Source organism: Nitrospira sp., assembly GCA_035968315.1.
In the GTDB taxonomy this organism is placed as follows: Bacteria; Nitrospirota; Nitrospiria; order Nitrospirales; family Nitrospiraceae; genus Nitrospira_D.
Genome location: JAVYIN010000005.1, coordinates 406847 through 433812 on the forward strand (window position 1 = coordinate 406847; position 26966 = coordinate 433812).

Consider the following 26966-nt stretch of genomic DNA (forward strand, 5'->3'; position numbering starts at 1 on the left):
GTACGATCATCGATCAGGCTGCTTGATGATTCGGCGGGTCGATGGCCCGGCGGTAGGAGATGAGGGCATGAATTAATCGCTGCAGATCCGCCTGGAGTTGGGCGCAGAGGGGCGGGGCATCCTCTAACCTGCCCAGATGACCGATGGCCTCCAAGCGGCCGGCTGTAAAGGCGACTTCCGCCGCGCAGAGGTTGCGGGCGCTTCCTTTGAGGGTGTGGGCCAAGATCGCCACCGTATTCGCATCATTCCGTGAGAGCGCTGTCCGGATCTTGGCAAGGACCGCGGGGTGCCCGTCCAGAAAAAGATCGATCAATTGCATCACGAGATCGCGGTCGTCGCCGATATTGTACGTCATTTGGACCGGATCGAAGATCCCCTGATGGGGGAGCATAGGGGCTGGTTGTGTGGCCTCCGTGTCAGGCGCGGTATGTGGTGAGGGGAGTATGATCCATCGGGCAAGCGTGTCCCGCACCTCGATCAATTTGATCGGCTTGGCCATGTAGTCGTCCATGCCTGCGGCGAGACAGCGCTCCCGATCCCCCTGCATGGCATTGGCGGTCACGGCGATAATCGGCAGGTGACCGGCGCTCGAATACATTTTGCCGCTGGCTTCCAGTGCCCGGATGGCCTGGGTGGCCTCAAACCCGTCCATCACCGGCATCTGGCAATCCATGAAGATCGCCGCATAGCGGTTGCTTTCAATGGCGGCGAGCGCCTCCCGTCCATTCTCAACCACATCCGATTGATACCCGAGTTTCTCGACCATGCGGGCAGCCAGTTTTTGATTGATCGCATTGTCTTCCACGATCAGGATGGTCGGGCGGACGGTTTGGCTGGGCAAGTTGTGGCGTGTAATAAACTGAGGGGATGCGGAATCGCCGGGTGTGGTTAATGACTGTGTTATGAGTGCAACGTCCAGCACCCTGCGCAGGCAATCCCGCAATTCGTCATGCCTCACCGGTTTGCTCAGATAGGCGCGCGCGCCTGCTAGCCTGGCTCGTTCCGCATGGCCTTGCTGCAGGATGGACGTCATCATCACCACTCGAGTCATCCGGTTCGACGGTCGCTGTTGGAGCTCTCCGGCAAGCTGAAACCCGTCTTTTCCCGGCATGACGACATCGAGCAATGCGCAATGGTAGGGCTCACCGCGGGATTCCGCGGCGGCTATCCGCTCCAGCGCGGCCTGGGCGTTGTCTGCTTCTTCAGCGATCATGCCCCATCCGGATGTGAGGTGCCGCAAGATGAGCCGGTTGGATTCGTTATCGTCGACGATTAAGACACGCCGTCCTTGCAGATCTGCCAGCGGGCTGATCGCCGGTTCTGCGACAGGTTGTTTCAGAAATCTGGCAGTACACCAGAAGGTGCTTCCCTGGCCGGGTGCGCTGTGAACACCGATGTGTCCGTTCATCAGTTCAATGAGCTGTTTGGAAATGGAGAGGCCCAGGCCTGTCCCGCCATATCTCCTGGTCGTCGAACTGTCGGCTTGCACGAATGGCTTGAAGAGCTTCTCCACGGTATCCGGATGAATGCCGATTCCGCTGTCGGTGATCTCGAAGCGAATCACGGCCGCATCGGGCAGGTCTTCTGCCAGATAGGCCTGCAGCGACACTTCTCCGTGATCGGTGAATTTGATGGCATTGCCGACGAGATTGGTCAGGACCTGACGCAACCGGGCCGGGTCACCCCGCAATCCAGTCGGGACTTCGGCATGGACCAATCCGATCAGCTCCAGGCCTTTTGACTCGGCCCGTTCGGCAAACTGACGCAACACCTCGTCCAGGGTGACGCGCAGATTGAAGTCCAGGCATTCCAGCTCCAATTTGCCCGCCTCAATCTTGCTGCACTCCAGGACGTCGTTAATCAACAGCAAGAGGGATTCTCCGCACTGGCGAATCGTGTCCGCATAGGTGCGTTGTTCCGGCGTCATGGCAGTTTCCAGCAGTAAGCTGGTCATGCCGATCACGCCGTTCATCGGGGTCCGCAGTTCGTGGCTGACGGTAGCCAGAAAGGCCGCCTTGGTGCGGGTTGCGGCTTTGGCTTCCTGGAGGGCTCCGTCCAGGCGAAGGTTGTTGGCCTGCAATTCATCGGCTGTTCGCTGCAGCGCCTGCTGCACCCGGTGAACGGCGGTCAATTCGACCGCATAGCCGCGCACATGGGCGTTGGCAGGGACGGGGCACAAGATCCAGGAGAAGCTGGCTTCGGGAAGACGCACCTCCTCGCCGTGAATGGCCATGCCCAAGGACAGGCATTGCGTCACCAGTTCGGGAAGTGCGCGAGGGGCGATGCGAGGAAAGCCGTTGGGTGAATAGCCGTATTGTCCTAGCAGCTCCGTCATCATGGGATTGGCATAGACAAGATTGGCATGGCGGTCGAGTTCGATAATTGGATAGGGACTTTCATCGGCAATGGCGATGAGACGATTCCGATCCTGCTGCAAATCGCGCTCGCGAGACACATCCCGAAAGCTGATGGAGAGGCCCGGTTCTCCATCCTGATCGATCCGCAGGCATGTCCATTCCACCGGTGTAGAGCCTTCGGTCTGCCGGTGAATCTCAACCAGGGCAGGTTGCAGGGGCTGGCCATCCCGGTACACGGCGGAGAGCTGCTCCTGAACGGCCGCCGCATCGCTCCTGGTGACCTGGCTCCAGATGCGGGCAAAGAGTTGTCCGCGATAGTGTTGTGCGGTGCCCCCCAATAACCGGGCCCCCTCGGCATTGATCGCCTGAATCACGCCGGTGTGATCGAGCAGCGCCACTCCCAGCGGCAGCCCATCGAGCAGCGCCTCATGGCGGAGCAATGCATGAGTTCGAAGACCAGCCGAGGGCAGAGGCGGTTGCGGTGACGACGCGTCGTTCATGAAGCCAGCCGATTCGCGACATCGCTTAAATACAAGGAGACATTCACGCGTTCTTGCATCGGATCGAGCACACGCAGAATTGTTCGTGTCACACCGTACTGGCCGGGCATGGCTAGATCGATGCGTTCGGGATTGGTATAGGATTCTCCCTGCGGACCGCCAATGATCCTGACTTGCGGTTTCAGCCGTTGCGTCGGATTGGCGCCAACCACGATGGCCTGTTCGCCAGTATTGAGGCGGACCAGGCTGCCGACAGGGTAGACCCCGATACTGCGAATGACGGTCTCGACCAGCGATTTGGCGTAGAGCTGTTGTTCGCCGGCGAGGAAGAGTTGCCGGATGGCATCGTGCGGGTTCATGGCCGGGCGCCCGCCGCGCCGGCAGACGAGGCTGTCATAGAAATTGACGATGCCGACCAGTTGAGCCAGAGGAGACAGTGACGTCGCGGATATGCCGCTCGGGTAGCCGCTGCCGTTGGCATACTCATGGTGTTCCTGCACGATGCGCAGCACATCTTCGGGAAACGCCGTGTGTTCCCTCAGCAAGGACACGCCCAATTGGGGGTGTTTCTGCAAAAGCCGGCGCTCCGGTTCCGTGCAGTCGGAGCGTTTTCGTACGAGATTGCGGGGAAGCCTCACATACCCCACATCGTGCAAGAGGGCGCCGGCCCCCACATGATCGTAGAGCGCGGGATCGACTCCCTGTTCAACGGCCACCACGAGCGCGAGGATGCAGACATCGAGGGCGTGCGCGGCGAGAGAACGGTCGAAGTCGCGCATTTTCTGGATGATCCCTTGTGCGATCATCGTGTCAGGCCGGTCGAGCACATGTGCCAAGACCCGCTCGACGATCGCTTTCGTTTTGGCCGGAGTCGGAGGCAGACCGCGTTCCAGATCGGCAAAGATGCGGTCGACGGCCTCATGCGCCTCGCTATACACCGCTTCGGCCGAGGTCTGGGGTTGCAACTGCTGGGCGGAGGTGTCTGCCGCCGGTTCAGCGGGCGTCGAAGGTCGAACCGGGTCATTGGTCACATCGGCCACATCCCGGCCTTTGCTCGTATCGATCATGACAGTGGTGATGCCATGATCCTTCATCTGCTGGATCGCTTTGAGATCTTCAATGACACGGGAATGAAACAGGAAGGGGGTTCGGTACCACGGCAGGTTCACGTCGAGAATGAACATACCCGGGGTCACTTCATCGATGGAAATACGCTTGGTTGTACTCATGAATGCGGCGCTCCTTTACCCCTTCATGCACAGGTCATGTGGCTGCATGATGCAGGATCCCGCATATCCTATCGGCTAGTTTTAGACGGTTCTTTACTTGGCGGACAAGGGCAGGAATCATGCCCAAGGCTATGAAAATGCTTGCGAAATGCGGCCCAATGGCTCAAGCCTGGACTCCATCCTGCCGATAAAGAATCGGAGCGCCCTGGCAGGGGCAGGCCTTGTTGTTCTCAATTGCAGGTGATGAATGTCCACTCGTATTCATATTGATCAGTTACGGCCCGGCATGCGCATCGAAAAATTAGATCGTTCCTGGTTTGCGACCCCCTTTTTCCGGCATCGGATGACCGTCACTTCGGGAGAGCAAATCGAGCAGCTCAAGGCCTCGGGTGTGCAAACGGTCGAAATTGCCAATGATGCCGAGCTGGCCGGGCCAGGCGAGACCGTGAGTGGGCACCCTCAAGAGACGTCAGAGGACTTAGGACCTGTTGTTGCCGAATCGCCAAGTAAAGCGGATCCCCAAACGGAAGTCCTCCCATTCGAAGAGGAGTTGCCGGCGGCGCGGGTTGTCTACGCGGCGGCGAAGACCGTCATTCAGGACGCGATGAACGATGTGCGGATGGGCCGCGATATCAATATGGATGCGGTGAATCAAGTCGTAGCCGACATGGCCGACAGTGTGTTGCGCAATCCCGATGCATTGACCAGTCTCTCGCGTCTCAAGCATTTTGACGAATATACGTTCTTTCACTCGGTGAATACGTCGTTGCTGGCCATTTCGATGGGCCGTAATCTCGGCTTTGTTGGGGAGGAGATTCATCAGCTGGGCGTCGGCACCTTGCTGCACGATATCGGAAAAACGAAGATTCCCCTGGAGATTCTAAATAAGCCGGGAAAGTACGAGCCGCATGAATTCGAAATCATGAAGCAGCACGCGCTGCGCGGAGCCGAGGTGCTGTCGGGTACGACAGATTTGCCGGATTGCTTCTTGAAGCCGGCGCTCGAGCATCATGAGCGCGTCGATGGCAGCGGCTATCCCTACCAGCGGACGGGGGATCAGCTCAGTCAGTTTGGGCTGATTTCCGCGGTGGTCGATATCTATGATGCCATTACGAGCGAGCGGTGCTACCATAAAGCCAAACCAGCTCACGAAGCGTTGCAATTTTTGTATCTCATTTCCCAGAAGGGCCATCTGGATCCACGTTTGGTTCAGCGGTTTATCCAGGTTGTCGGGGTGTATCCCGTCGGATCGTTAGTGGTGCTGAATACGGGAGAGTTGGCGGTGGTGGGTCGTCTCAATCATGAGACTCCGCTGACTCCGGTGGTGATCGTCGTCAAGGGGCCTGGAAATGTGCTGTTATCGCAGCCGGAAACGATTGACTTGGCCGTCCAAGAAAAGAACACGGTGCGGCGCACCATTGTCAGCGTGACAGATCGTGCCACGACGGGGATTTCACCCGGAATCTATCTTGACTCGGAGCGCGCATGAACGACATCTCGACGATGCAGCCATCGCCGGGCGCCTTTATGACGGTCGGCCTTCCGCTGAAATTATCGTTGGTGCTCGGTGAGCAGCAGGGCATCTTTGGGTCAGCGCTCCTGGGGTGGAAAGAGCATGCCTGGCTCATCTGTGAATGGCCATCGCAGATCGCGCATGGGACAGAGATTCCTCGCGGAACCGCGTGCAGTGTGAGCTATGAACATGCGGGGCAATTGGTCGGGTATCGGAGCGAGATTCGCGATCTTGTTTCGGCGCCTGTGCCGCTCCTGTTTCTCGCCTATCCGCAGATCGTCGAAAGCATGCACCTTCGGAAGTATGTGCGCGTGTCGTCGAGAGAGCCGGTACTGTTGGAGCGCGCGGAAGGCGGGATGGGCCATGGTGGACATCGTCCTTCTGCTGACATGCTCGGAGGGATTCTCAGAGATTTGAGTCTTGGGGGCTGCAGTGTGGTCCTGTCACAGTCGCATCACTGGATCAAGCCTGGCCAAAAAGTACGCATGGCCTTTGAACTGGCTGGATTGGGGCATGTCACAAATTTGACGGGTATTGTGAAAAGTGCGGATTTTCATGACAGCACCTGTCTTGTGGGGATCGAGTTTCGTTTTCAGGAAATGGAGTACATCGAATATCGCGGGTGGGGAGGGTCCGTCCAACAGGCGATTCAAAAGTGGACCAGTCAGAAAGGGGCTGAGCATTTTTCCGCTTGGTAGGGCCATCCTGCAACAGAATCCTCGCTAGGCGAGTCTTTCCAGCTACCTCGGCAATTTATACCGGGTCAACGGAATCTTCTCTCTCATACGGCAAAATCTGACATCTAATGTGGGTCAGGCGGTCTGGCACATATTTTGTACTCCTCTCATGTGCCACACGGATCGTGGTGCCACCTTTGTCAGGAGTCTAGCCTATGAAGAGCTCTGCCGCGTCGCCCGCCACCCTCAATCCGCGATGGTGTCTAGCCTACGACACCATCGATCAACAGGACATCGACCGGCTCATCGCTTGGCTCCAAACCTATCCGCGCCTGACGAAAGGCCCGGTGACCGTCGAATTCGAGTCACAGTGGTCCAAGTGGCTTGGAGTACCCCATTCGATTCATTGCAATTCCGGATCGTCCGCCAATCTCTTGATGTACTACACGCTGCTGGCTTCGGGACGGCTCCGGAATAAGAAGGTGGATGAGCCCTATATATTCTGACGCGGTTCAGATGCAACAGCCGTGAGCAGGGCCTGGAGAATGATGGTGGTAAAGCTATGAAATCCCTCTTCGTTCCATGGACGCTCGCGCAGTATCTGAATGGCGCACACCCATTGATTGTTAGTGTATTGGATAGCTTGGCTGGCCAGGTCAGCATCGCGGGGCCTCAGGTCAACCCCATGTTCGACCGCTCAGAGTTTGCAGCATATTACCGACGTCTGGAAGATGAGATGCAGGCCTTAACGGGTGTAGAGCGTGATATTGTCCAGCGCTTCGTCGCGACCAGGTATCATTTATCCGATGCCGTAGCACCACCAAATAGTGTTGGGTTTCATCACACCATTCTTCCATCTCTGCGGTATAGCAGCATCGTGCATTTCGAAACCCCAATTCTGTTCTTTTGGCCTGAGGTATCTCATGGAAAATTCGCCAGGGGCACCTCACTGGTAGATCATCCGTTTTATCCCCTGATCAGAGCATCGCTCGCACATTTAAATATTAAAAAGATCGTCTCGCATTCGGCTACCGGACTTCAGTACTTGCGAGGCTTGTTTCCCGATCCTGTCATTCAGGACAAGACTGCGTATATCCCGCTTATGCCATTCGTACAGCGGAGTGTTGAGCGGGCTAGGCAACTGCCTGGCGGGCAGCCGATCCCACCCACAAAGGGCAGGCGCCGGATTCTGTTCACGAATTCTTTTCATGGCGAGTCTTCCAGCTTTTGGCTGCGAGGCGGTGTCACAACCCTGTTGGCCTTTCACAGGGTAGGGGCAATGATTCCGCTGGAGCTAGTCATTGTCGGATTGACTCCAGATGATCTGCCGGAAGAGGTTATGGCGATCGTGCGTTCCCCCTACGTGCGGCAGATTACAAGAGCGTCAGAATCTGAGTTGCAAGCGTACTACGACAGTGCGGATGTGATGCTCTTGCCATCGATGGGGCTTCATTCCATGTCAATCACACGAGCGATTTGCAGTGGATGCTATGTGCTGTGTTCTGATGCGCCAGGGGCGGAAGAATATGTGAATGATCCGGCCGCCGGTCTGATCCTGAACGGACTCGCAAGGAACCGCGTGTACTTTGATGATGCTAAGGCAAGCCTGTTGCTGGACGATTATGCCTCGGTGAAGCAGATCAATGTTGACAATGTGGATGCGGTGGCGGAAGCCCTGCATGCCAGGCTCACGGCCGTGCCGTGCCGAAATCAGGCGCTGTCTTCGTCTCAATATTCTGATCCGCACTTGATGCTGCGGATAGCGGAACTCTTTCGGGAGGTGTGCGCGGCATGAGCACTGTTGCCTGGTATGACGTCGCCTCGGCCTGCTGGATGGCAAGTTGGCCGCATTTATGGCGGTTGTGGTGCACGATGAGGCCTGCAGGGGGCGTTCAAACTGGATATGGGACTGGTGGAATACGACCGCTTAGTGATCTTGCTTCTTCCAAGGCTGGCGGTGTAGGGCGGTATTATGTCGACGGGGATGCAAGGAGATGATGGGGACACCGAGAATCCTGCTCCTGCAACTGGAGTTTCCGACGTGGGCACAGGCGAAAGCTTGGTCGTACGGAGGCAACTTCGCAGTGGAAGACGGGCTTCGTGCTAATGGCTGTGAGTGTGTCACGCTGCCGGTACTGAGCCACGTACCGGATACCTCGCCACTGTCCTGGCTCCATTATGCGAAAGATCTCGTCGCCGGCCAACGCTTTGATCAAGTCTGGGTGTGGCTTGTCCATAACCGCTATTCAGATGCTTTTCTGGAATGGGTTGCCGAATTGGCGCCAGTTAGGGTCGGCCTCATTATGGAATCGCTTCGGTATAGCGAACAGGATTGTCTGCGGTGGCCGCATTTACGGGAGCGGGCCGGTATCGTTGAACGACAGACTCGCCACATGACTCATGTGCTGGCTGTGGACGAAGAGGATGCCAGGCGATTCAATGAGCAGGGCACCGTGCGGGCTGCATTCTGGCCAGCCGCGGTGCCGAGGAGGTACATAGCCTCTGCTGTCGAGTCAGTATCCCGTCAAGAGGCGGCGTTTTACGGCGAACTGTATGGGGACCGGAGTGCGTGGCTGGAAATGCCTGGACTCAAAGAGCTGCTGGTTCGTCCCCAGTCCGCCGAATCCTCGACGGACTTTCCTCGATTGTTCGATGCCTTGCATCGAGGAGTAGCCGCCAGGTTTCAGTCGGGCTGGCGGCCGAATCCTGACGCACTGACCGACTATGTGAATGGGTGGCGGCAGTTGCGAGAAGCCATCTTTGCGAATTGGCTGGCTCACCTGAAGCCGTGGCGTGCGATCGTCAATTTGCCGAGCCTATTTCAGGGCTACGCAGGGCGTGTGATCGAAGCGATGGCAGCGGGCCGCCCGGTTGTGTCGTGGGAGGTTCCCGATCGCCCGAAAACAAAGGCACTGTTCGCCGACGGGCGAGAAATTCTCCTCTATTCCAAAGAGTGCCCTACGGTATTGAGGGAGCATTTAGCGCGACTCGCCCAGGATGCCGATTATGGGCGGGATATTGCCATTGCCGCGCGTGCGGCGGTGCTTGGGGCTCATACAACGGAGCAACGTGCGGCACAAATCTTGAGCTGGATTCAAACAGGACGGGAGCCTCGATTCCAAGAGGAGGGCACACCAGTGCATGCGCACACGAATAATGGGTGTAGCTCAGCGCTCGTTCATGCCGGCAAACCGGCAATGCCTGCGACGACGGTGTTCGTGCTGACTGTGGACGATCCGGCGTTCCCTTCCTGCAAGGCTGGGCTTGAGGCTCAGCAGGGGGCCTCATTCGTGCTGGAATTCATCCGGAATGTCAGTCCGTTCAGCGCGGCGGCGCAGAAAATGATCACGGACTGCGCGACCGAGTTCTTTATCCAGGTCGACGAGGACATGATCTTGCAGCCGGATGCGGTGGCCACAATGGAAGCCGCCATGCGTCGCGCGCCGGACGATGTTGGGATGATCTGTTTCCATCTGCATGACGATGATCGTGGGAGAACCATCCAGGGGGTGAAGATTTACCGCACCGCCCTCATGAAGGGGCTGGCCTTTCAGGATGTGAAAGCCAGCGAGATGGATCTGCTCGAACAAATGGGCCGGCATGGCATCAAGTGGATCTTGCACCCCGATGTGGTGGGCCGGCATGGCACGGCCTATACGCCCGAGACGATCTATCGTCGGTACAAGACTATGTACGAAAAGGATATCCGGCAGTGGAATACGCTGACCGCCGATATCCGCCGGAAAGCCGATCAATTTCGGGCATCGGGAGACCCGCTGGCGCTGTTCGCGCTCCTGGGAGCGGCGCATGGAATTGTGCTGGCTCCGCTGGCGCCAGACCGGGAAAAGGACGCGCGGCAGTACGCCTTGAAAGAACTGGAGGTCTTCACGCGGCTGTTCTTGTCGTCTCCACCGGCGTCGCAGCCGTACGACCCAGATAGGAAAGCCGTGGTGCCGTCGAATCCCCCTGTGCCGATTGACATGGTCGCATGGAAGCCGGACGTGGCTGCTTCGAGCCCGTCATCGTTGCCAGTCGGCCAGGGGGCGGCTGCGCGCTCCGTGCTGATCGTGACCCCGTATTTTTGGCCGTCGGTTGGCGGGGTCGAAACTGTGGTGGAAGAATTGGGGTGCGACCTTGCCGCGTCGGGTGTCCAGGTGCAGGTGGCCTGCTATCGGCAGCCGGATCGCACGGCAGCGGTTCATCGCGGCATTCAGATCATCGAAGTCGATGAGCCGGATCAAATGAGCGGAGGCATGCCGGCGGCGGCGCTCCAGGTCAGGGAATTGGTGGAGTCCGGCGGGCATGACGCGGTGATTCTGATTGGCTCTCCCGTGAACCCCTTGTTTTTTGCCGTTCTCATGATTCCCCGGTTGCGCGAGCGGCGCATCCTCTTTCAGCCGACGATCAATCAGGAGGGGTACGATTTTCTCCGGGGCCGTCCCCACGTGCAACGGTTGATGAAGCAATTGGCCGGTGAGTCCGCGGGGGTGATTGTGTTGGGCCAGGAAACGCTGGATGCCCGATATTGCCGCGAAGAGGGGATTCCCGTCACGGTGGTCCCGAATGGCACGCGGACGCTCACGCCAACAAACGATTTTCGTGCGCGGCATGGCATCGCCCGCGACGAATTTGTGATCCTGCACCTGGCCAATCTTTACCGGGTAAAGAATCACGTGGGGTTGCTGGATGCGCTGACTCCGCTTCCGCCGGGGTCGCGATTGGTGGTCATTGGCCACCGGACCCATGAAACCGAGTATGTCGAGGAGGTCATGCGCCGCCTGTCAGCCTGTCCGGAGGTGCTGTTTCTGCCGGGCTTGGACCGGCAGGGGGTGGCTTCGGCCATGCAGGCCGCGGATCTCGTGGTGTTGTCGTCCGATGCTGAAGTGTCCCCGCTGTGCCTCTTGGAGGCCATGAGCCTCCGGCGCCCCTGGCTGGCGGCGCCAGGTTGCGGGACGGCCGCCAGCCAGGCCGGCGGGCTTGTGCTTCCGCTCCCGGAGTTTCGGAGGGCCGTGCAGGTCTGCATGACGCATCCAGATTTCCGGTCTCGGCTGGCTCAGTCAGGGTATGAGCATTGGGCAGCCTGTTTTCAGTGGCGTGACATTCTGGCCGGCTGGATATCGCTGATTCGTACCGGGAGCCTGGCCAGGCCGTTTGCTATGCCGCCTGCTGTGGCTCGGTCGCGGGAGGAACTTCGTGCCGAGTATGACCGGCTCAGTGGTGCGAGCACGCCAATTCCGGCTGAAGTATCGCCGGCGGATTGGAAGACGACGGTTCCGAACGGCGGTCCAGGGCAAACGCCAAGGGTTCATCCACCACAGCCATCATCACACGAGGGGTCTATGGATCAGGAGCAATTCTACGTCAACATGTTCGTCAACAGCCCCCATTGGTCTACTCCTGAACCGAATCCGGATGAAGCGGCCCGCTGGGCCAAGATCGCCGGGTTTCTTGAACATGTGCTGCGGCGAGTCCAAAAGGAACGTCCGGAGGCCACTCTGCGGATATTAGAGGTTGGCTGCGGCCGCGGGTGGCTGGCGAATCTGGCCTCGGAATATGGAAGCGTCGAAGGGGTTGAACCGGTGGCCGGCGTCGTCGCCCACGCGCGCAAGATGTTTCCCCATCTTCGCTTTGAAACGGGAACGGCAGAAACCGTTTTGGCGCGGCCGGATTTCCGCCCCTACGATATCGTGCTGAGTTCCGAGGTGATTGAACATGTGCCGCATCCGCAGAAGCCCGCATTTCTGGATGGGCTTAAGCGGCTGCTGACACCGGACGGCTATCTTATTCTCACGACTCCACGAGGAGAAATGTGGGAACGCTGGCAAGCAATTGCCCCGCCCAGCCAGCCGGTGGAGGACTGGGTTACGGAACAGCAGTTGGCGAATTTTCTAACCGGCCAGGGCTTCACGCCGCTGGGCGTCGAGCGGATTTACGTGGAAATCCCGATGCTCCGGTATGTTCCCACGGTGACGGCGCACGACCTCAGGACCAGAAATCTTCTGCCGATTTACCAGGTGTGGATCGCCCAACGGGCCGCGATTACGCCCTCCCTGCCCAGGCCGTCGATCAATTGCGCGCCGATGGTCAGCGTGATCATCCCGACCTTTAATCGGCCGGAGCGGTTGCGCAAAGCGATTGCCAGTGTGCAGGCACAGGACTATCAGGATTTCCAGATCATTGTGGTGAACGACGGAACGGTGTCCGTTGAGGCGGTGGTGTCGGACTTGAATCGTGATGGACGGATCACCCTCATCACGCATGATCTCAATCGCGGCCTCGCGGCATCCCGCAACACGGGCCTGCGTCATGCAGCCGGGAAATATGTCTGTTATCTGGATGATGATGACCGGTTCTTGCCGGATCACCTGCGCGTCTTGGTGAGCCGGCTGGAAACGGGTGATTGCAAAGTGGCGTATACGGATGCCTGGCGGGTGCATGAACGTGTGGAGGGGGAGCGTATCATGGAGGTTGGCCGGGACCGGCCGTATTCGCACGAATTCAATCCCCATCAGTTGCTGATCAACAATTACATGCCGGTGCTCTGCGTGATGCATGAGCGGACGTGCCTGGATGAGGTTGGCGGGTTCGATGAGAGTCTGTTTGTGCATGAGGATTGGGATTTGTGGATCAGGCTGGCGACCCGCTATTCGTTCGCGCATATTGCGCAAACGACGGCAGAATTTACTTGGCGCACCGACGGGACGACCATGTCGAGCCAGCCGCGCGAGGCCTTCGCGCGAACGGCGGAGATCATCTATCGCAAGTATGCGCCCTATGCGGCGCCCTATCCCCAGATTGTGCAGCAGCAGCGCGAGCGTCTGGCGGGGCTCCGCCGGGAGGCGGCTGCGCATCGGGAGACCAAGGCCAAGCAGTATGATTGTTCCATCATTATCCCGGTCTGGAACAAAGTGGAGCTGACCCAGCAGTGCGTGATGGCGCTGGCGGAGGTCACGGAGGGGGCGTCGTACGAAGTCATCGTGGTAGACAACGGCTCGACCGATGGCACGCCGGACCTGTTGAACTCGCTGGGCGGGGATATTCAGGTCATCCGTAACCGGGAGAATCTGGGGTTTGCCAAGGCCTGCAATCAGGGCGCCGCGGCCGCCAAGGGCGACTATCTGGTGTTCCTCAACAACGACACCATTCCCCTGAAAGGATGGCTCAGCGCATTGGTGGAAGAGGTCAAGGGAGATCAGGGCATTGCGGTCGTGGGGAGCAAGCTGCTGTATCCTGACCGGACGGTCCAGCACGCGGGAGTGGCGGTGGACCGGCTTACGCACACGCCCTACCACATCTACCGGGGATTTGCCGAAACCCATCCGGCGGTCAACAAACGCCGCGAGCTGAATGCGGTGACCGGGGCGTGCGTGTTGATCCGCCGGACTCTGTTCGAGGAGCTGGGCGGGTTCGATGAGGGATATGTCAACGGATTTGAAGATGTGGATCTCTGCTTCAAGGCGCGTGAGCAGGGGCACCGCATCGTGTATCAGCCCAAGAGCGTCCTGTTCCATCTGGAAAGCCAGACGCCGGGCCGCAAGCAGCATGATGCGGAGAATGGCCGCCGTCTCATGCAGCGGTGGGGGCACGCGTGGTGGCTGGTGGATGATGACAGTCTCTATGTGGAGGATGGATACAAGGCGGTGTCGGTGTCACGGAATGGACGGGCGGAAAGCGAGTTGCAGGTCCTGGACAGATCCGAGGATCGGCAGGCGTGGGGGATCGTGGCCGAGACGCAACTGGCGGCAAAGCGCCGGGATGATGCGGCGGTCGTGCAGCAACTGGGCAAGTACGCTGACTGGCCGGCCGATCGCTCTGTATTGAAATGGGCCGCGTCGGTGGCCGAGGCCATCAAGCAGCCGGCGCTTACGGCGTCCTTTATGCGCCGGATCGCGGCGCTCGACGATCCGGCGGCGGAACAGATTTCGATCATTCGAGAGGCCTTGAGCAAGGGACAAGTCACGGCCGCGGCCTCGCGGCTGGAGGCGCTGCTGAAGCACTATCCGTCCCATGCCGAGGGGCTGCTGCTCAAAGCTATTCTCCACATGCAGCGGGAACAGTATCGTGACGCGGAAATTGCCTTTACGACCGCCTTGAATCAAGGGGCCGACCGCAGGAAGTGCCTGATGGGGATCGGCATGGCCTCGATGGGACGGGCCTATCCGCAGGGAGCGTGGCAAACATTTTTGCGAGTCTTGGGTGAAAATCCCGATGATGCCGAAGTCATTCATTGGCTGCTGCGAGCCGGCACGGCGCAGAACCGCTGGCCGGAACTCTGTGTGCAGCTGCGGAACTATGTCGCCCGCAATCCCAGCGACATCTCGGCGCGGTTTGCCTATGCCGGCGTGCTGCTGCGCGCCGATCACGTCGAGCAGGCGCGGCAGGAATATGCCCAGTTGGAGGCGCTGGCTCCCGATCACGAGGGGATGCGGGAGTTGCGGCAAGCGATTGCCGGGAAGGAAGCGGTGCTGGCCATGGATGTGTCGCCGGCGTAGACAACCATGAAGCGGATTCTGGTCGTACAGTTGGCCCGGCTCGGTGACCTGGTGCAATCGATGCCGGTACTGGCCGCCTTGCGCGCGCGCCACCCACAGGATCGGATCGATCTGCTGTGCCCGGCCCAGCTTCGCGATCTTGCTGGGATGATCCCCGGTATTGATCGGGTGATGGGATGGGATGGTACGGTCTGGCAACAGTGGGCTTCACAAGCGGCGACCGGCATCAGGCGCGATCAGCTCCGTCACATCGAAGCCGAACTGGCCGCCCTCTGTTCCGATTCCTATGACCGGGCCTATGTTCTGAACCAGCATCCGCGCGCCATCCTGGCCGGCGCGCTGCTGGCCCAGGAGACCGTTGGCCCATTGGCTGACGGGCCGCTGAGCGAGCGCCTGACTCCGTGGGCGGCGTATATCAGAGAGATCGCCACAACGCGCAAGACCAATCATGTGCATCTATCGGACGCCTTTTGCGGGCTGTGCGGAGTCGTCCCGCCGGGGCAGGCTGCGCATCTTCAGCTCCCGGCTACGGCGCTGCCGGCGGATCTGGAACGGATTGGGCAAGAGGGCACTCCGTGGATCGGCCTCATTGTCGGGGCAGGTGATCAGGCTCGGCAGATTCCCGCCGAGGTGTGGCGCACCTGGATCGTGCAATTTTTAAATCAGGCTTCGCGTGGCCGGGTCGTCTTGATCGGGCAGGGAGCCGAGCGGGAACGGGCGCGGCAGATACAGGATGCGTTGCCGGCATCTTTGCAGGGGCGAGTCTGGGATGTCACGGGGAGAACGACCGTGCCTGAATTGGCCGTCGTGCTCTCACGCTGCCAGCGGGTGATCGGGTCGGATACAGGCCCGCTGCATGTGGCTGCCGCGGTCGGCACGCCCGTGATCGGATGGTACATCGCCCGCGCGAGAGTGCATGAGACCGGTCCCTATGGGCCGGGACATATCGTGTGGCAAGCAGAAAGTCCGGACGGCGGTCTGGCGGTCCCCACGACGTGGCCGATCGAATCGTCGCTGGACGCGCTCCTCAATCGGCCCCCCGCCGCGCTCAATGGGTGGTCGATCTGGATGAGTCAGGCCGATGCCCGGGGAACCTATTATACGAAGGCGGGTGAAGCGGCGGCGCCGCCTCGCGCGCGAGAAGCAATCTGGCAGGAATTACACCGCGCGGTCGCGGCTTGAGGAATATATGAGTGTGTTTGAACGCAATCTTGAGCGCCTGAGCAAGCATGATCCCACGTTCGCTGCCGCGGTGCGGGACAGCCTGGGCGGGAGCCTGACCATCAGCCCTTCACGGGAGGGAAGTCCGACGGCCAAGGTCCAAGGCCAGTGGATTCACAGCGCCTATGATCCCCGAAAAGAGGCCGAGGCCTGGGCTCAGGCGCTGGTCAAAGAATGGCAACCGGGCGAAGTGGGTGTCGTCCTGGGGGCCGGGTTGCTCTATCACATCGAAGCCCTGGCCGCGCTGAAGCCGGCGGAGACGAAGCTGGCCGTTGTCGTGCCGGATCTCGCGGCGCTCCACGATGCCATCGGCTGCCGGCCATTGGAAGCCTGGTGCGGGACGATTGAATGGCTCTGGGGCAGTCCGGAAGACATGGCCGCGCGGCTGGCCGGGAAGTCCACGCCGTTGCGGTTCTTTACCTATGGTCCTGCGGCACGGATCCATGCCGAGCGTCATCAGCAGCTTGAGACCCATTTGCGGCGGTTGGTCGCGGCGCAGCAGAGCGGGCAGCTTCATGTCGCGGTGGTTGGGCCTATTTACGGCGGCTCCTTGCCGATTACCGGCTACGTCGTCCGGGCCTTGGAGGCTTTGGGACACCGCGTCAGCTGGATCGATCACAGCGTACACCATCGCAGCTATGAGGCGTTTGGCTCGTTTCGGGATGCCCGCCATCGCGCCGCCATGCAAAACCGCTTCGCCGACGTGCTGAGCATGAGCACCCTGACCGAGCTGGCCGAGGATCCGCCGGACCTCGTGCTCGCCATGGCGCAGGCGCCGATGAGCTTGGGCGCGCTCGAACACCTGCGCCGCAAGAAATTCTTGACGGCCATGTGGTTTGTGGAAAACTACCGGCACCTGACCTATTGGCAGCAACTTGCGCCGGGCTATGACTACTGGTTTGTGATTCAGCAGGCCGAGTGCCAGGCGGCGTTGAAACGGGCCGGCGCGCCGCATGTCAGCTACCTGCCGATGGCCGCCGATCCCGTCATCCATCGGCCACTGATTCTCACGGCTGAGGAACAGGCGGAATTCGGCGCCGATGTGTCGTTTGTTGGGGCGGGGTATCCCAACCGCCGCAGGCTGCTGCCCCGCTGGATCTCCAGGGAGTGGAGCTTCAAGCTGTGGGGGAATGAATGGGACGGCGCGGCCGATCTCGCTCCCGTGTTGCAGCGCCAGGGCGCCCGCATCGATACGGAAACCTGCTTGAGCGTGTTCAATGCCACGGCCATCAATCTGAACCTCCACTCCTGCACGGGTGAAGGCCTCGATCCGCAGGGCGACTTTGTGAATCCCCGGACCTTCGAACTGGCCGCCTGCGGGGCGTTTCAATTGACCGACCGCCGCGCCTTGCTGGGCGAGCTGTTCACCGGTGAAGAAGTCGTCCAATTCGATCGGGCCGACGAAGTCCGCGCGTTGATCCGGACCTGGCTGGGCGATCCGGCCGGCCGCCGGCGCATCGCCGACGCGGCACGCCAGCGGGTGTTGCGGGAACATACCTATCAGCATCGCATGACCGCCTTGCTGGCCGAGCTGGGCCTGCGCCAGCCCGATCGCATCGGCTCCATCTTGCGGGGAGAGCGGAACGCGGGCGCGCTGGCGGAGCAGGCCTCGGCGGCGCCTGAACTGGCGGCACGATTGCGGCAATTCCCCGGCACCCAGCGGGTTGAACTCAAAGACCTGGCGGCGCATATCAGAGCCAAGGGGCCCGGAGCAGAACTCGCGCGCGAGGATCTCTTGATCCTGATGCTCGACAGCTATCGCGAAGAAATGCGGGATGTCGCATGACGCGGCAGGTGCTGATCGTGAACGTGACCCGGATGGGCGATCTCGTCCAGATGGGGACGCTTCTGGCGCGGCTGCAGGAAGAATGGCCGGGGGCCGCGGTCGATTTGATTGTCGACCGGCGATTCGCCGCAGTCGCCTCGCTGTTGACCGGACTGCGAGAGATTCTTCCCTTCGACTTTCATGCTCTGATCGACGACAGCCGTGTCGCGGCGAAAAGCGCCGTGTCCCTTTATCGGGACATGGCCCTGTGGGCGGCTCCGATGGTGGCGCGCCGGTACGACCGGATTATCAACCTGACGTTCAATCGGCCCAGCGCGCTGCTCAGCACCTACATCGGCGCGCCGGATATCCGCGGCGCCCGCGCGGCTTGGGATGGGGCGAGCGTGATCGAGAACGGCTGGATGGGCTATTTCACCGACATGCACCGGTTCCGGTCATTGAACCGTTTCAATCTGGTCGATGTGTATGCGCTCGGCGGCAGCCGAGCTGGGGCGTTTGCCCCCTTGTCGGTGACCGTCACGCCGCAGGCCAAAGACTGGGCAAAGCGATTTCTTGCCGCGCCGCCCGATGCGCCGGCCGAGTGGATTGCGGTCCAGGCGGGGGCCAGCGATGTGATGAAGGCCTGGCGGCCTCATCATTTCGGACAGACGCTGGCGCAGTTCAGCCTCCGATGGGCCGGAGGCATCGTCTTGATCGGCACCCCTTCCGAGCAGGAGACCATCGCCCAGGTGGTGCAGGCCTATCGGGCTGCCAGCGGACGGCAGCCGCTGGTGAGCGCCGCGGGCCACACCACGTTGGAGCAGCTTGTCGGACTGCTGGCCGAATGCCGCCTCCTGCTCACCAACGATACAGGGCCCATGCACCTGGCCGTGGGCGTCAAGACGCCGGTCATCGATCTGTCCGTGGGGCACGTGGATTTCCGCGAGACCGGACCGCATGGACCGGGCCATTGGGTGATCCAGCCGGAGTTGGACTGCGCGCCCTGCGGGTTCGACCGAGTCTGCGGGCACCAGACCTGTAAAGACCGCATTCCGACCGGCATGGTCGCCGACCTCATGCGGCATGTGGTGGGGCAGGGGCCGGTGCCAGCTTCTGAACCGGGCTATGGTGTGTATGAATCAGGCATTGACGAAGATCAGTTGGGCACCTTCCGGCCTGTGGGAATCACCGGGACATCGGATCGGGACTGGTACAGCCGGTTTTGGCGCCGCTATTGGTACGAATGGCTCACGGGCACTGCCAGCCGGATTCCCGCAGATCCCGGTTTGCCGTCGGACGCCGAGCAGGCCGCCCAGCACATCGCCGGGATGTTGCCGGAGGTCGAACAGTTGTGCCGCCAGGCCGAGGGAATTGTCCGGGCGGTTTCGGCGGCGCCCTCGTCCTTGCTCTCCTTGCAACGGGCGCAAGCGGCGTTGCGAGACCGGGTGGTAGACATTGGCTTGGCGGCGGCAGCCAGTTCCCCTGTGACCGCCGTCTTCTGGCGGATGATTCACAATGACGATGTCCGGGGACTGGATCGGATGGCCCAGCACCATGCGCAAGCCTATCGGCAGTGGCAACGGCAGCTGACCGATGTGCATCGCCGTCTGACCCAGCGGACGCATCCGGCTGCTGTGCGGCCATTGCCAATGCTCAGAGGAACCGTCGCTGCCTATTGATCGCATCGAACATTTCACGCGGGCTGGGTGCCCGATTAGACAACAGAAAGAGAGGCGTTATGCATGTCACCCTCGATCAGGAACAGTGGGATGTCGTGAAACAGAGCACGCTTGGCGAAGTGCTGGCCGACATTACGGAAAAAGCCCATGCCCGCGCGCGTCTCATCACGTCGCTGATGGTCGATCAGCGGCCGATCACCGACCGCGATTTGGATCCCGCGTTTTTGGGGGAATCCAGCAGCCGATATTCGCGGATCCAGGCCTCGTCCCGGAGCATGGACGACGTTATGCAGGAAGCCCAGAACACGATTCGACGGTATGCGACGCTCTTGAGAAACGATGCCCGCGGCCTGGCCACCCGGTTCAGGCTCGGGGAAGAATCGACCGCCGGCCTCGATGCCTGGCTGGGGCAGCTCGCCGACTACATTGAATACGTCGAGTCGTCGCCGTCCGCCTCGGCTCAAAGCCACGAGTTGCCGGTGTGGGTGCGGGAGTTGTTGCAGGCGCGGGCCGACCGGGATCTGGTGCGCCTGGCGGATGTGCTGGAATATGAGCTGATGCCGCGGTTGGAGGCCTAGAATGGCGGTCTCCGTTCGTGTTCATTCCTGCCGGCTCGAACTGTTCACTGCTTCTTCCTGCGTGGCCTCAAGTCCCTGCTGGTTTAGCCGATAAGGAAGGCAACCGATCTACAGGTGTAGACGGGCCATACGCTTCAGCACGGACGCAGAAGCGAGATAGCGTCAGTCAGTGAGACAGTCAAGGAGGAAGCATCCATGGCACTTATCATTAACAACAACCCGGCGTCGATTGCAGCCCAGAGGAACCTGTCAGTCAACACCGGGGGCTTGCAGCGGTCGGTCGAACGGCTCTCATCCGGCTTGCGCATCACCCGCGCCGCGGATGATGCCGCCGGTCTCGGTTTGTCCGAGTCGTTGCGCGCTCAGGTTCGCAGTATCAATCAGGCGACCCGGAACGCCTCCGACGGCATCAGCTTGACGCAGATCGCCGACGGCGCGGCCGCCACGATCGGGTCCTTGCTGTCTCGTATGCGCGAACTGTCGTCACAGTCCGCCAGCGGCACGGTCGGCGCCACCGAACGTTCGTACATCGATCAGGAGTTCGTGGCGTTGCGGTCGGAAATCGATCGTATTGCGCAGACCACGGAATTCAACGGCCAGGCGCTGACGAGCGGCAGCTCGATCACGTTCTCCGTGCAGATCGGCTTCCGGAGCGGTTCCGGCAACACGTTGTCGCTGGACTTGAACGACATCTCGCTCTCGTCCTTGAGCATGAGCTCGGTGAACGTGTCCACCTCTGCGGCGGCGCAGAGCGCGTTGGGAAACATCGACAATGCGATCAGCGCCGTGGCGACGGCTCGCGCCGAATACGGGTCACTCCAGAACCGGTTCGAAGCGACCATTTCCAACCTGCAGATCACGAGTGAAAACCTCACGGCTGCAGAGTCGCGCATCCGCGATGCGGACGTGGCGTATGAAACCTCGCAATTCACCAAGAACCAGATCCTGGTGCAGACCGGTATCTCTGTGCTCGCACAGGCGAATACCTTGCCGCAACAGGCGCTGGCCTTGTTGAGAGGTTAGTAAACGGCATGGGCGGCCGCTCGTGATGAGCGGCCGCCCATCCGATTGGTTCACACGGAGGCTGCCATGATTACACCGGTCAACAAGACGGCGGATCTCCTGACCACGCCCCATCAGGGGGGTGAACCGGCAGATGCAGCGGCTCCCAAGCCGGCTGCCGCACGGATGCAACCTGGTTCCGAGCAGACGCCATCCGACCCGATCGAGCGAGCCACGCTCGATCAGGCGGTGGCCAAGGTCAGCGATCTCATCAAGACGACGGATGCGAAGTTGAGGCTGGAAGTCGATGACGATACGAAACGCGTCATCGTCAAGGTGTTCAACGAAGAATCTGGCGAAGTGATCCGCCAGTTTCCGGCGAAGGAAATTCTCGAGCTGGCGAAATATTTGTCCGGCTCGAAAGGCGTGCTCCTCGCGGAGCAGGCCTGACGCGCAGAGGGATGAGGGACCCCAATGGCGACCATCAGTTTCGGCGGGCTCGGCAACGGGCTCGATTTCGGGCAAGTCGTTGATCAGCTGGTCAAGGTCGCGCATTTGCCAGTTGATCGTCTGACCGAAAAGAAAGCCACCCTCAATTCGAAGTCCACGGACTATGCCACGCTCAGCACGAAGCTGATCATGCTGCAAAGCGCAGCCGACAAGCTGCGGCTGGCGACGTCATTCGATCGGTCCGCGACCAGCGTGTCGGATGACACGCTCGTCAGCGCGACAGGGTCTTCGACGGCCTCGCCGGGAACCTATACGCTGAAAATTACGCAACTGGCCCAAGCCCACCAGGTGGTCAGCAAAGCGGCCAAAACCGTCGCGGCGACGACGACGGATATTGTGTCAGGCGCCTCTGGGACCTTCACCTTTAAAGTAGGGACCGGGAGCAACCAAACGGTCAGTCTGAGCGCGACGGCGACGCTGGACGATCTCAAAACTGCGATCAATGACTTGGGAGCAGGGGTGACGGCCTCCATCATCAATACCGGCTCAGATACCACTCCGGCCTATCGTCTGGCTCTCACGTCGAATAGCACAGGGGCTTCGAACGGCATCACCGTCGTGGCCGATGACACGGATTTAGATATGGTGGCGACCGGTGTGGATACGCTGCAAGCGGCGCAGGACGCCACAGTCGTCGTTGGGAGCTCGGCAACGGTCACCCTGACCCGTAGCAGCAACACCATTACCGACGCCATTCCAGGCGTCACGCTGACGTTGACCGGCACGACGTCCGGCACCTCGACCGTCCAAGTCAATGTCACGCGGGATGTGAGCGCCGTGAAGGCCAACATTACGGCGGTGGCTACGGCCTATAACGATGTCGTCAAGTTCATCAACGAACGGAACACCTACGATGTGACGACCAAAAAAGGTGGCCTCTTTTTCAATGAGCCCACCGTCAAGACCGTTCTGTCGAAGATTCGAACGGCCCTGTCCTCGACTGTTTCCGGGGTGTCTACGCTTGGTTCCACCGGGGAGATCGGGTTTAAAACGGAGCGTGATGGTACCATTACCGTTGATGCCGCCAAGCTGGATAGTGTGTTGAGCAGCAGCTATACGGCGGTGAAGAATCTCTTTATCAAGCAAACCGGCATCACGGGCGTGGCTCAATTAATGAGCGATGCTGTCGATGTACTCGACGATGTCACGAATGGGCCGCTGACGCTCAGGAAATCAGGGCTGACCAAGCAAATCTCCAGCTTGACGGACGAGATCGCGAAAAAGGAAGACGCGATCTCTCAATACGAGACACGGTTGAAAGCGCAGTATGCGGCGCTCGATGGATTATTGAGCCAGCTGAAGAGCCAATCGAATTATCTCTCGTCCGTATCGTCGTCACGATAATAGCCACGATTCAAGGAAGAATCACATGCTCACACAATATGCCAATCAGTACCAGCAGACACAGATCCTGACCTCCTCACGGGTGCAACTGGTCGTCCTGCTCTATGACGCGGCGATTCAGTCCATTGAACTGTCCCGCCGAGCCATCGAGACCAACAGTCTGGCGGACAAGGCCCGATTTTTGGGGCGCGCCATCTCGATTGTTGGGGAGCTGGACAGCGTGCTGGATTATGAACAGGGCGGAGACATCGCCAAGTCGCTGCACCGGCTCTACGATTACATGCTGGCGGAACTGATCGAGGCCAATGCCCGGAACAACATGCGGAAGCTCGACGGGCCTCTCCGTTGCCTGAACACCTTGCGTGAGGCCTGGCGGGAAGTGGCGGCACAACACCAAGCGCCCCTGGCCATGGCCCGGTAGCGGCATGGAACGCCCATCTTCCGACCAGGCCGGGACGCTTGAAGAGATCACCGAAGCTGCGAGTGTGGCGGCGGCGAGAGGGGAATGGAATCTCGTGGCGGCCCATTACCAGCGGCGAGAAACGGTGCTGGCGCAATCGGCGCTTCAGCCTGAGGCCCTGGCGAGAGTACAGGCGCTCGATCGGGAAGTGGCGGAACGGGCTCGTTTGGCCCAAGCGGGCGTGATGTCATTGCTGGAGCATGCGCTGGTGATCCGGCAACGGTTACAAGGACTGCGCCAATGGAATGGCGGAGCGTCAGCAGGCTCAGGGACGATTGAGAAACATGTCTAACCAATCGTATCCGGGAGGCTGTTATGGCCATTGAAACGAATCAGATCCATAACATCGTGCGGACCTATCAGCGAACCTTGCATGAAGGGAAGCCGCCGGCTCAGCCGGCGGGCGACTCACCCCGACGCGAGGACCGCGTCTCCGTGTCCGCGGAAGCGCGTGAGCGGCACGCGCACAAGACAGGCGCGAAAGCCGATACCCATTCGGAGAAACCGAGGAAGCCGTAAGCATGGCGAGACATCAGCCCCCTTCAACGGTGCTGCTGGTCGGCACGGCGGCCTTGCACAGAGACCCGCGCTGGCGGCATGTGTCCGCTCAAGGGTTCACCCTCGTGCCGGTGGCCCGCGCCGCATTCCGACTCGATCAATCGCTCACGCCGGACGTCCATGCCATCGTGTATCAGACAGAGGCAGACATGGCTGATACCTTGGCGTTCCTGAACGAAGCGGCCGCACGGCAAAACGATCTCTGCATCATATTGCTGGGGAAACACATGAAGGCCGATAGTGTGGCGCTCAGCCTCAGGCGCGGGGCCTTCGACTATATCAGCTGGCCCTGTACGAGCGCCCGGTTGACCGATGCGATCACCAGTGGCTTGGCGAACCGGCGGACGTTTCTCGAAGTCAGGAATCTGTCCGGCGAACTCGCCTCCGCGAATGCCGCGCTGTCGCACGACCGGGATATGTTGAAAGATTACAATCAGCGCCTGGCGGGGTTGAACCAGCTGACGCAGGCGCTCGCCGGGTCGCTCAACGCCGAAGCCGTCGTGCAGGCCTTATTTGCCGGTCTGCCGGCATTGATCAGAGCCGATCTGATCGGGGTGGCGCGCAGCAGTCCCACGCAAGTCTGGACCTGGCTGAGCGAGCCGGCGCGGGACCGAGAAGCCGCGGTGCGCGCGCATCTGATCAGCCGGATCGAGCGCACGCACAGCCGGATCACGGCCGGTGCGACGACATTACGAATGGTGCATTCGCGGCCGCTGCCGATTGCCTCCACGGTCACCGGCGCCGCGGGGGACGGACCGACTCCGGACGGCTTGGCCTGCGACATTCCGCTTGTGTTCGGGCCGCATAGCCACGGCGTCCTCCATGTCGCGCGCACCGGCTCCACGCCGTTTACCGAACAAGAGCAGCAGCTCCTGGCGACCATCGGCACGTCCTTGTCGCTGAGCTTGCGCAATGCCGACACTTACCAGCACATTCAGGAATTGGCCTTGCGCGACCCGCTCACCGGCGTGCTCAATCGGCGCGCGCTCGATGCGCCGCTCGCGCGTGAGTTCAAGGCGGGGTTGCGCTACGGCACCTCCGCGTGTCTCATGCTGCTGGATCTGGACTATTTTAAAACAGTGAACGATCGGCTCGGCCACACCGCCGGCGATCAGGTGCTCAAAGACCTGGCGAAACTGATGACCGACACGGTGCGCGACATCGATATCGTCGGCCGATATGGCGGAGAAGAGTTTGCCGTCGTGTTGCCGCATACGTCGCTGGAGCAGGCCCACGCCCTGGCCGAACGGTTGCGCAGCCTCATTGAGCGGCAGGCCTTCAGGCTTGAGGATGGAATGGTGCGCACGACTGTCAGCATCGGGCTGGCGGATGCGCCGCATCCCGCGATCGCCTCCATTGCCGACTGGATCGAGGCGGCGGACAGCGCGCTGTACGAGGCCAAGGCGCAAGGGCGCAACCGCGTCGTCGTGCACAGCCCAGTGCATCTGGCGCCCGTGCAGGCGGCGGCGATTTGCGCGGCGGCCTGAGGTTGCCGGAAGGAGAGGGGATGGCGGTTCCAGCACACAACGATTCGGCGGTACGCAGCGCAGCGGATACGGACGAACGCCGCGAGTGGATCCGCATCGATGATCACCTATTGTTGGAATACCGCCTGGTGAGCGATCCTCCGGATGCGCCCCCGCCTGGCCTGTCTCCGGTGACGGAAGAAATGGTCTCCGCGGCGATCAACAAGCCGACCGCAGATCTGCTGGCGCGATCGGGAGAGTTGCTGGCCGAGTCCACGCTGCTGCCCTGGATGATGAAAATCGATTGGCTGATGGAAGTGCTGCTGAAAGCGATTGCGCACACCCAGCCGAACAGCATTGCCATCGCCAGGCTGACCGCCGTGAATATCAGCGGTGGCGGGATCAGTTTTGCATCCACACGGATGTTTCGGGAAGACGATCATCTTGCGTTGAAGATCATCCTTCCCCCCTTCACCCCGGTTCACACGGTCGCAAAAGTTATTCGCGCGGCGCCGCTGCCGCAGAACCAGGGGTGCGATCTCGCCACGGAATTTGTCGATCTCTCCGCCGATAATCAGGAACACATCATCCGGCACATCATTCATCTCCAAGCCGAACGGCTTCGTGCCCGCCGCCAGCAGCGCTAGCAGTTGCGTCAAACGTCAATCGTGAAAGATGAAACGTTTCACCTTTCACGTCTCACGTTTGACGATTCTTACGCGGCTTGCTTGGGTGCGGCTGCCAGGATGGGCAGGAGGGCATCCGCAATCCGATTCAAGGCTGCCGCCGACGGGGCGTTCGGTTCGCTGACGGTTACCGGCCGATAGCTGCGCACCGCGCGGTCCATGGCCGGATCGTCAGGGATTTCACCCAGCAGCGTCAAATCGCCGCCGACATATTCCTTGAGGAGCTTGCGGAGTTGCGGCACATTCACCCGTGCTCGGCCTGCCACGCGGTTCAGGATCAGGGCTGGCTGGAATGACCGGAGCGCCGATTCCGCGATCCCCCGGCCTGCTTCGTCCGTTTTGCCGGCCACATCCAGCACTTCCTCTACACTGGAGTAATCGCGATCCGCCAAGGCTTCCGCCACCACGTCGCGGGCAAGAAAGGAGGAGAGAACCAGGCGAATCGCCGCCAATTTGATGAAGCGGTACAAATCCAGCACCGAGGTCGGATCCGGCGTCGCCACGGCGAGATGATGGTCGGCCATCAAAAAGAAATCGAGGGCATGGTAGCTGGTCCCAGCGCCGATATCGGCCACGATCACATCGGTGTCCAGTTCTTGAAAATGGCGAATCAGGCGTTTCTTTTTCGAATAGGCAAGATTGGCCGTCGCCAGAGTATCACCGGTGCCGGGAATAATCCGCAAATTCTGGTGCACGGGAAGCGGCTGGGCCACATCCGCCAGTGCCGGGACGCGATGGTCTATAAAATCGGTGAGCGTCAGCGGGGGATTGCCTAGGCCGAAGAGAATGTGGCTGTCGGCCCCGCCAAGGTCCAGATCGGCCAGGACGACCCGCTGGCCGCGTTGAGCCAATAAGAGGGCCAGATTGGCCGCCACTACACTTTTTCCAACGCCGCCTTTTCCGGATGCGATAGAGACAATTTTTGTCAT

At 60.5% G+C, this 26966-nt stretch carries 20 protein-coding genes; 17 read left to right on the forward strand and 3 right to left on the reverse strand.

Going from position 1 to position 26966, the window contains the following annotated elements; genetic code table 11:
* Positions 1–13: 13 nt before the first annotated feature.
* Positions 14–2857, reverse strand: a complete 2844-nt coding sequence (locus tag RI101_05535) for a response regulator (protein ID MEC4889504.1) — start codon at positions 2855–2857, stop codon at positions 14–16.
* Entirely contained in the window at positions 2854–4086 is a 1233-nt protein-coding gene (locus tag RI101_05540) for a DUF3391 domain-containing protein (GenBank protein MEC4889505.1), read from the reverse strand. Before RI101_05540 ends, RI101_05535 begins: the two co-directional genes overlap by 4 nt.
* Before the next feature lie 247 nt (positions 4087–4333).
* Here RI101_05540 and RI101_05545 point away from each other — a divergent pair, with 247 nt between their 5' ends.
* From RI101_05545 to RI101_05625, 17 genes are all read left to right on the forward strand, one after another.
* Complete coding sequence (locus RI101_05545; GenBank protein MEC4889506.1) at positions 4334–5575, forward strand: HD-GYP domain-containing protein; 1242 nt, start codon at positions 4334–4336, stop codon at positions 5573–5575.
* A complete protein-coding gene (locus RI101_05550; GenBank protein MEC4889507.1) occupies positions 5572–6297 on the forward strand; it encodes a flagellar brake protein in 726 nt (241 codons plus the stop codon). Before RI101_05545 ends, RI101_05550 begins: the two co-directional genes overlap by 4 nt.
* 194 nt (positions 6298–6491) lie before the next feature.
* Positions 6492–6782 (forward strand): DegT/DnrJ/EryC1/StrS family aminotransferase, encoded by a 291-nt coding sequence (locus tag RI101_05555; GenBank protein MEC4889508.1) that lies wholly within the window; start codon positions 6492–6494, stop codon positions 6780–6782.
* 56 nt (positions 6783–6838) lie between these two features.
* Positions 6839–8071 (forward strand): glycosyltransferase, encoded by a 1233-nt coding sequence (locus RI101_05560; GenBank protein ID MEC4889509.1) that lies wholly within the window; start codon positions 6839–6841, stop codon positions 8069–8071.
* A 199-nt stretch (positions 8072–8270) separates the two neighbouring features.
* Positions 8271–14768, forward strand: coding sequence for a glycosyltransferase (locus tag RI101_05565; protein ID MEC4889510.1), 6498 nt, complete (start codon positions 8271–8273; stop codon positions 14766–14768).
* Positions 14769–14774: 6 nt separating this feature from the next.
* Positions 14775–15950 carry a glycosyltransferase family 9 protein gene (locus tag RI101_05570; GenBank protein MEC4889511.1) on the forward strand — a complete coding sequence of 392 codons (1176 nt, stop codon included), beginning with the start codon at positions 14775–14777 and terminating at the stop codon, positions 15948–15950.
* 7 nt (positions 15951–15957) lie between these two features.
* Entirely contained in the window at positions 15958–17775 is a 1818-nt protein-coding gene (locus RI101_05575; GenBank protein ID MEC4889512.1) for a glycosyltransferase, read from the forward strand.
* Positions 17772–19433, forward strand: coding sequence for a glycosyltransferase family 9 protein (locus RI101_05580; protein MEC4889513.1), 1662 nt, complete (start codon positions 17772–17774; stop codon positions 19431–19433). Before RI101_05575 ends, RI101_05580 begins: the two co-directional genes overlap by 4 nt.
* Before the next feature lie 59 nt (positions 19434–19492).
* On the forward strand, positions 19493–20011 hold the full coding sequence (locus RI101_05585; protein ID MEC4889514.1) for a hypothetical protein: 519 nt from the start codon (positions 19493–19495) through the stop codon (positions 20009–20011).
* A gap of 195 nt (positions 20012–20206) precedes the next feature.
* Positions 20207–21034 carry a flagellin gene (locus RI101_05590; GenBank protein ID MEC4889515.1) on the forward strand — a complete coding sequence of 276 codons (828 nt, stop codon included), beginning with the start codon at positions 20207–20209 and terminating at the stop codon, positions 21032–21034.
* A 66-nt stretch (positions 21035–21100) separates the two neighbouring features.
* Positions 21101–21463 carry a flagellar protein FlaG gene (locus RI101_05595; protein MEC4889516.1) on the forward strand — a complete coding sequence of 121 codons (363 nt, stop codon included), beginning with the start codon at positions 21101–21103 and terminating at the stop codon, positions 21461–21463.
* Between the two features lie 24 nt (positions 21464–21487).
* On the forward strand, positions 21488–22867 hold the full coding sequence (gene fliD / locus RI101_05600) for a flagellar filament capping protein FliD (protein ID MEC4889517.1): 1380 nt from the start codon (positions 21488–21490) through the stop codon (positions 22865–22867).
* A 25-nt stretch (positions 22868–22892) separates the two neighbouring features.
* Positions 22893–23288 carry a flagellar export chaperone FliS gene (fliS, locus tag RI101_05605; GenBank protein MEC4889518.1) on the forward strand — a complete coding sequence of 132 codons (396 nt, stop codon included), beginning with the start codon at positions 22893–22895 and terminating at the stop codon, positions 23286–23288.
* A gap of 4 nt (positions 23289–23292) precedes the next feature.
* Positions 23293–23619, forward strand: coding sequence for a hypothetical protein (locus RI101_05610; protein ID MEC4889519.1), 327 nt, complete (start codon positions 23293–23295; stop codon positions 23617–23619).
* Positions 23620–23642: 23 nt separating this feature from the next.
* Entirely contained in the window at positions 23643–23846 is a 204-nt protein-coding gene (locus tag RI101_05615) for a hypothetical protein (GenBank protein ID MEC4889520.1), read from the forward strand.
* A 2-nt stretch (positions 23847–23848) separates the two neighbouring features.
* Complete coding sequence (locus RI101_05620) at positions 23849–25372, forward strand: diguanylate cyclase (GenBank protein MEC4889521.1); 1524 nt, start codon at positions 23849–23851, stop codon at positions 25370–25372.
* Positions 25373–25392: 20 nt separating this feature from the next.
* Positions 25393–25998 carry a PilZ domain-containing protein gene (locus RI101_05625; GenBank protein MEC4889522.1) on the forward strand — a complete coding sequence of 202 codons (606 nt, stop codon included), beginning with the start codon at positions 25393–25395 and terminating at the stop codon, positions 25996–25998.
* A 68-nt stretch (positions 25999–26066) separates the two neighbouring features.
* Here the strand turns inward: RI101_05625 and RI101_05630 are convergent, their stop codons facing one another.
* Positions 26067–26966, reverse strand: coding sequence for a P-loop NTPase (locus RI101_05630; GenBank protein MEC4889523.1), 900 nt, complete (start codon positions 26964–26966; stop codon positions 26067–26069).

Bases quoted from the DNA above. Each gene is read 5' to 3' on its own strand.
- RI101_05545 (MEC4889506.1), top strand. From the start codon at position 4,334: ATGTCCACTCGTATTCATATTGATCAGTTACGGCCCGGCATGCGCATC.
- RI101_05610 (MEC4889519.1), top strand. From the start codon at position 23,293: ATGGAACGCCCATCTTCCGACCAGGCCGGGACGCTTGAAGAGATCACC.
- RI101_05630 (MEC4889523.1), bottom strand. From the start codon at position 26,966: ATGACAAAAATTGTCTCTATCGCATCCGGAAAAGGCGGCGTTGGAAAA.
- RI101_05585 (MEC4889514.1), top strand. From the start codon at position 19,493: ATGCATGTCACCCTCGATCAGGAACAGTGGGATGTCGTGAAACAGAGC.
- RI101_05540 (MEC4889505.1), bottom strand. From the start codon at position 4,086: ATGAGTACAACCAAGCGTATTTCCATCGATGAAGTGACCCCGGGTATG.
- RI101_05625 (MEC4889522.1), top strand. From the start codon at position 25,393: ATGGCGGTTCCAGCACACAACGATTCGGCGGTACGCAGCGCAGCGGAT.
- RI101_05570 (MEC4889511.1), top strand. From the start codon at position 14,775: ATGAAGCGGATTCTGGTCGTACAGTTGGCCCGGCTCGGTGACCTGGTG.
- RI101_05575 (MEC4889512.1), top strand. From the start codon at position 15,958: ATGAGTGTGTTTGAACGCAATCTTGAGCGCCTGAGCAAGCATGATCCC.
- RI101_05580 (MEC4889513.1), top strand. From the start codon at position 17,772: ATGACGCGGCAGGTGCTGATCGTGAACGTGACCCGGATGGGCGATCTC.
- RI101_05565 (MEC4889510.1), top strand. From the start codon at position 8,271: ATGATGGGGACACCGAGAATCCTGCTCCTGCAACTGGAGTTTCCGACG.
- RI101_05620 (MEC4889521.1), top strand. From the start codon at position 23,849: ATGGCGAGACATCAGCCCCCTTCAACGGTGCTGCTGGTCGGCACGGCG.
- RI101_05590 (MEC4889515.1), top strand. From the start codon at position 20,207: ATGGCACTTATCATTAACAACAACCCGGCGTCGATTGCAGCCCAGAGG.
- RI101_05535 (MEC4889504.1), bottom strand. From the start codon at position 2,857: ATGAACGACGCGTCGTCACCGCAACCGCCTCTGCCCTCGGCTGGTCTT.
- fliS (MEC4889518.1), top strand. From the start codon at position 22,893: ATGCTCACACAATATGCCAATCAGTACCAGCAGACACAGATCCTGACC.
- RI101_05550 (MEC4889507.1), top strand. From the start codon at position 5,572: ATGAACGACATCTCGACGATGCAGCCATCGCCGGGCGCCTTTATGACG.
- fliD (MEC4889517.1), top strand. From the start codon at position 21,488: ATGGCGACCATCAGTTTCGGCGGGCTCGGCAACGGGCTCGATTTCGGG.
- RI101_05615 (MEC4889520.1), top strand. From the start codon at position 23,643: ATGGCCATTGAAACGAATCAGATCCATAACATCGTGCGGACCTATCAG.
- RI101_05595 (MEC4889516.1), top strand. From the start codon at position 21,101: ATGATTACACCGGTCAACAAGACGGCGGATCTCCTGACCACGCCCCAT.
- RI101_05555 (MEC4889508.1), top strand. From the start codon at position 6,492: ATGAAGAGCTCTGCCGCGTCGCCCGCCACCCTCAATCCGCGATGGTGT.
- RI101_05560 (MEC4889509.1), top strand. From the start codon at position 6,839: ATGAAATCCCTCTTCGTTCCATGGACGCTCGCGCAGTATCTGAATGGC.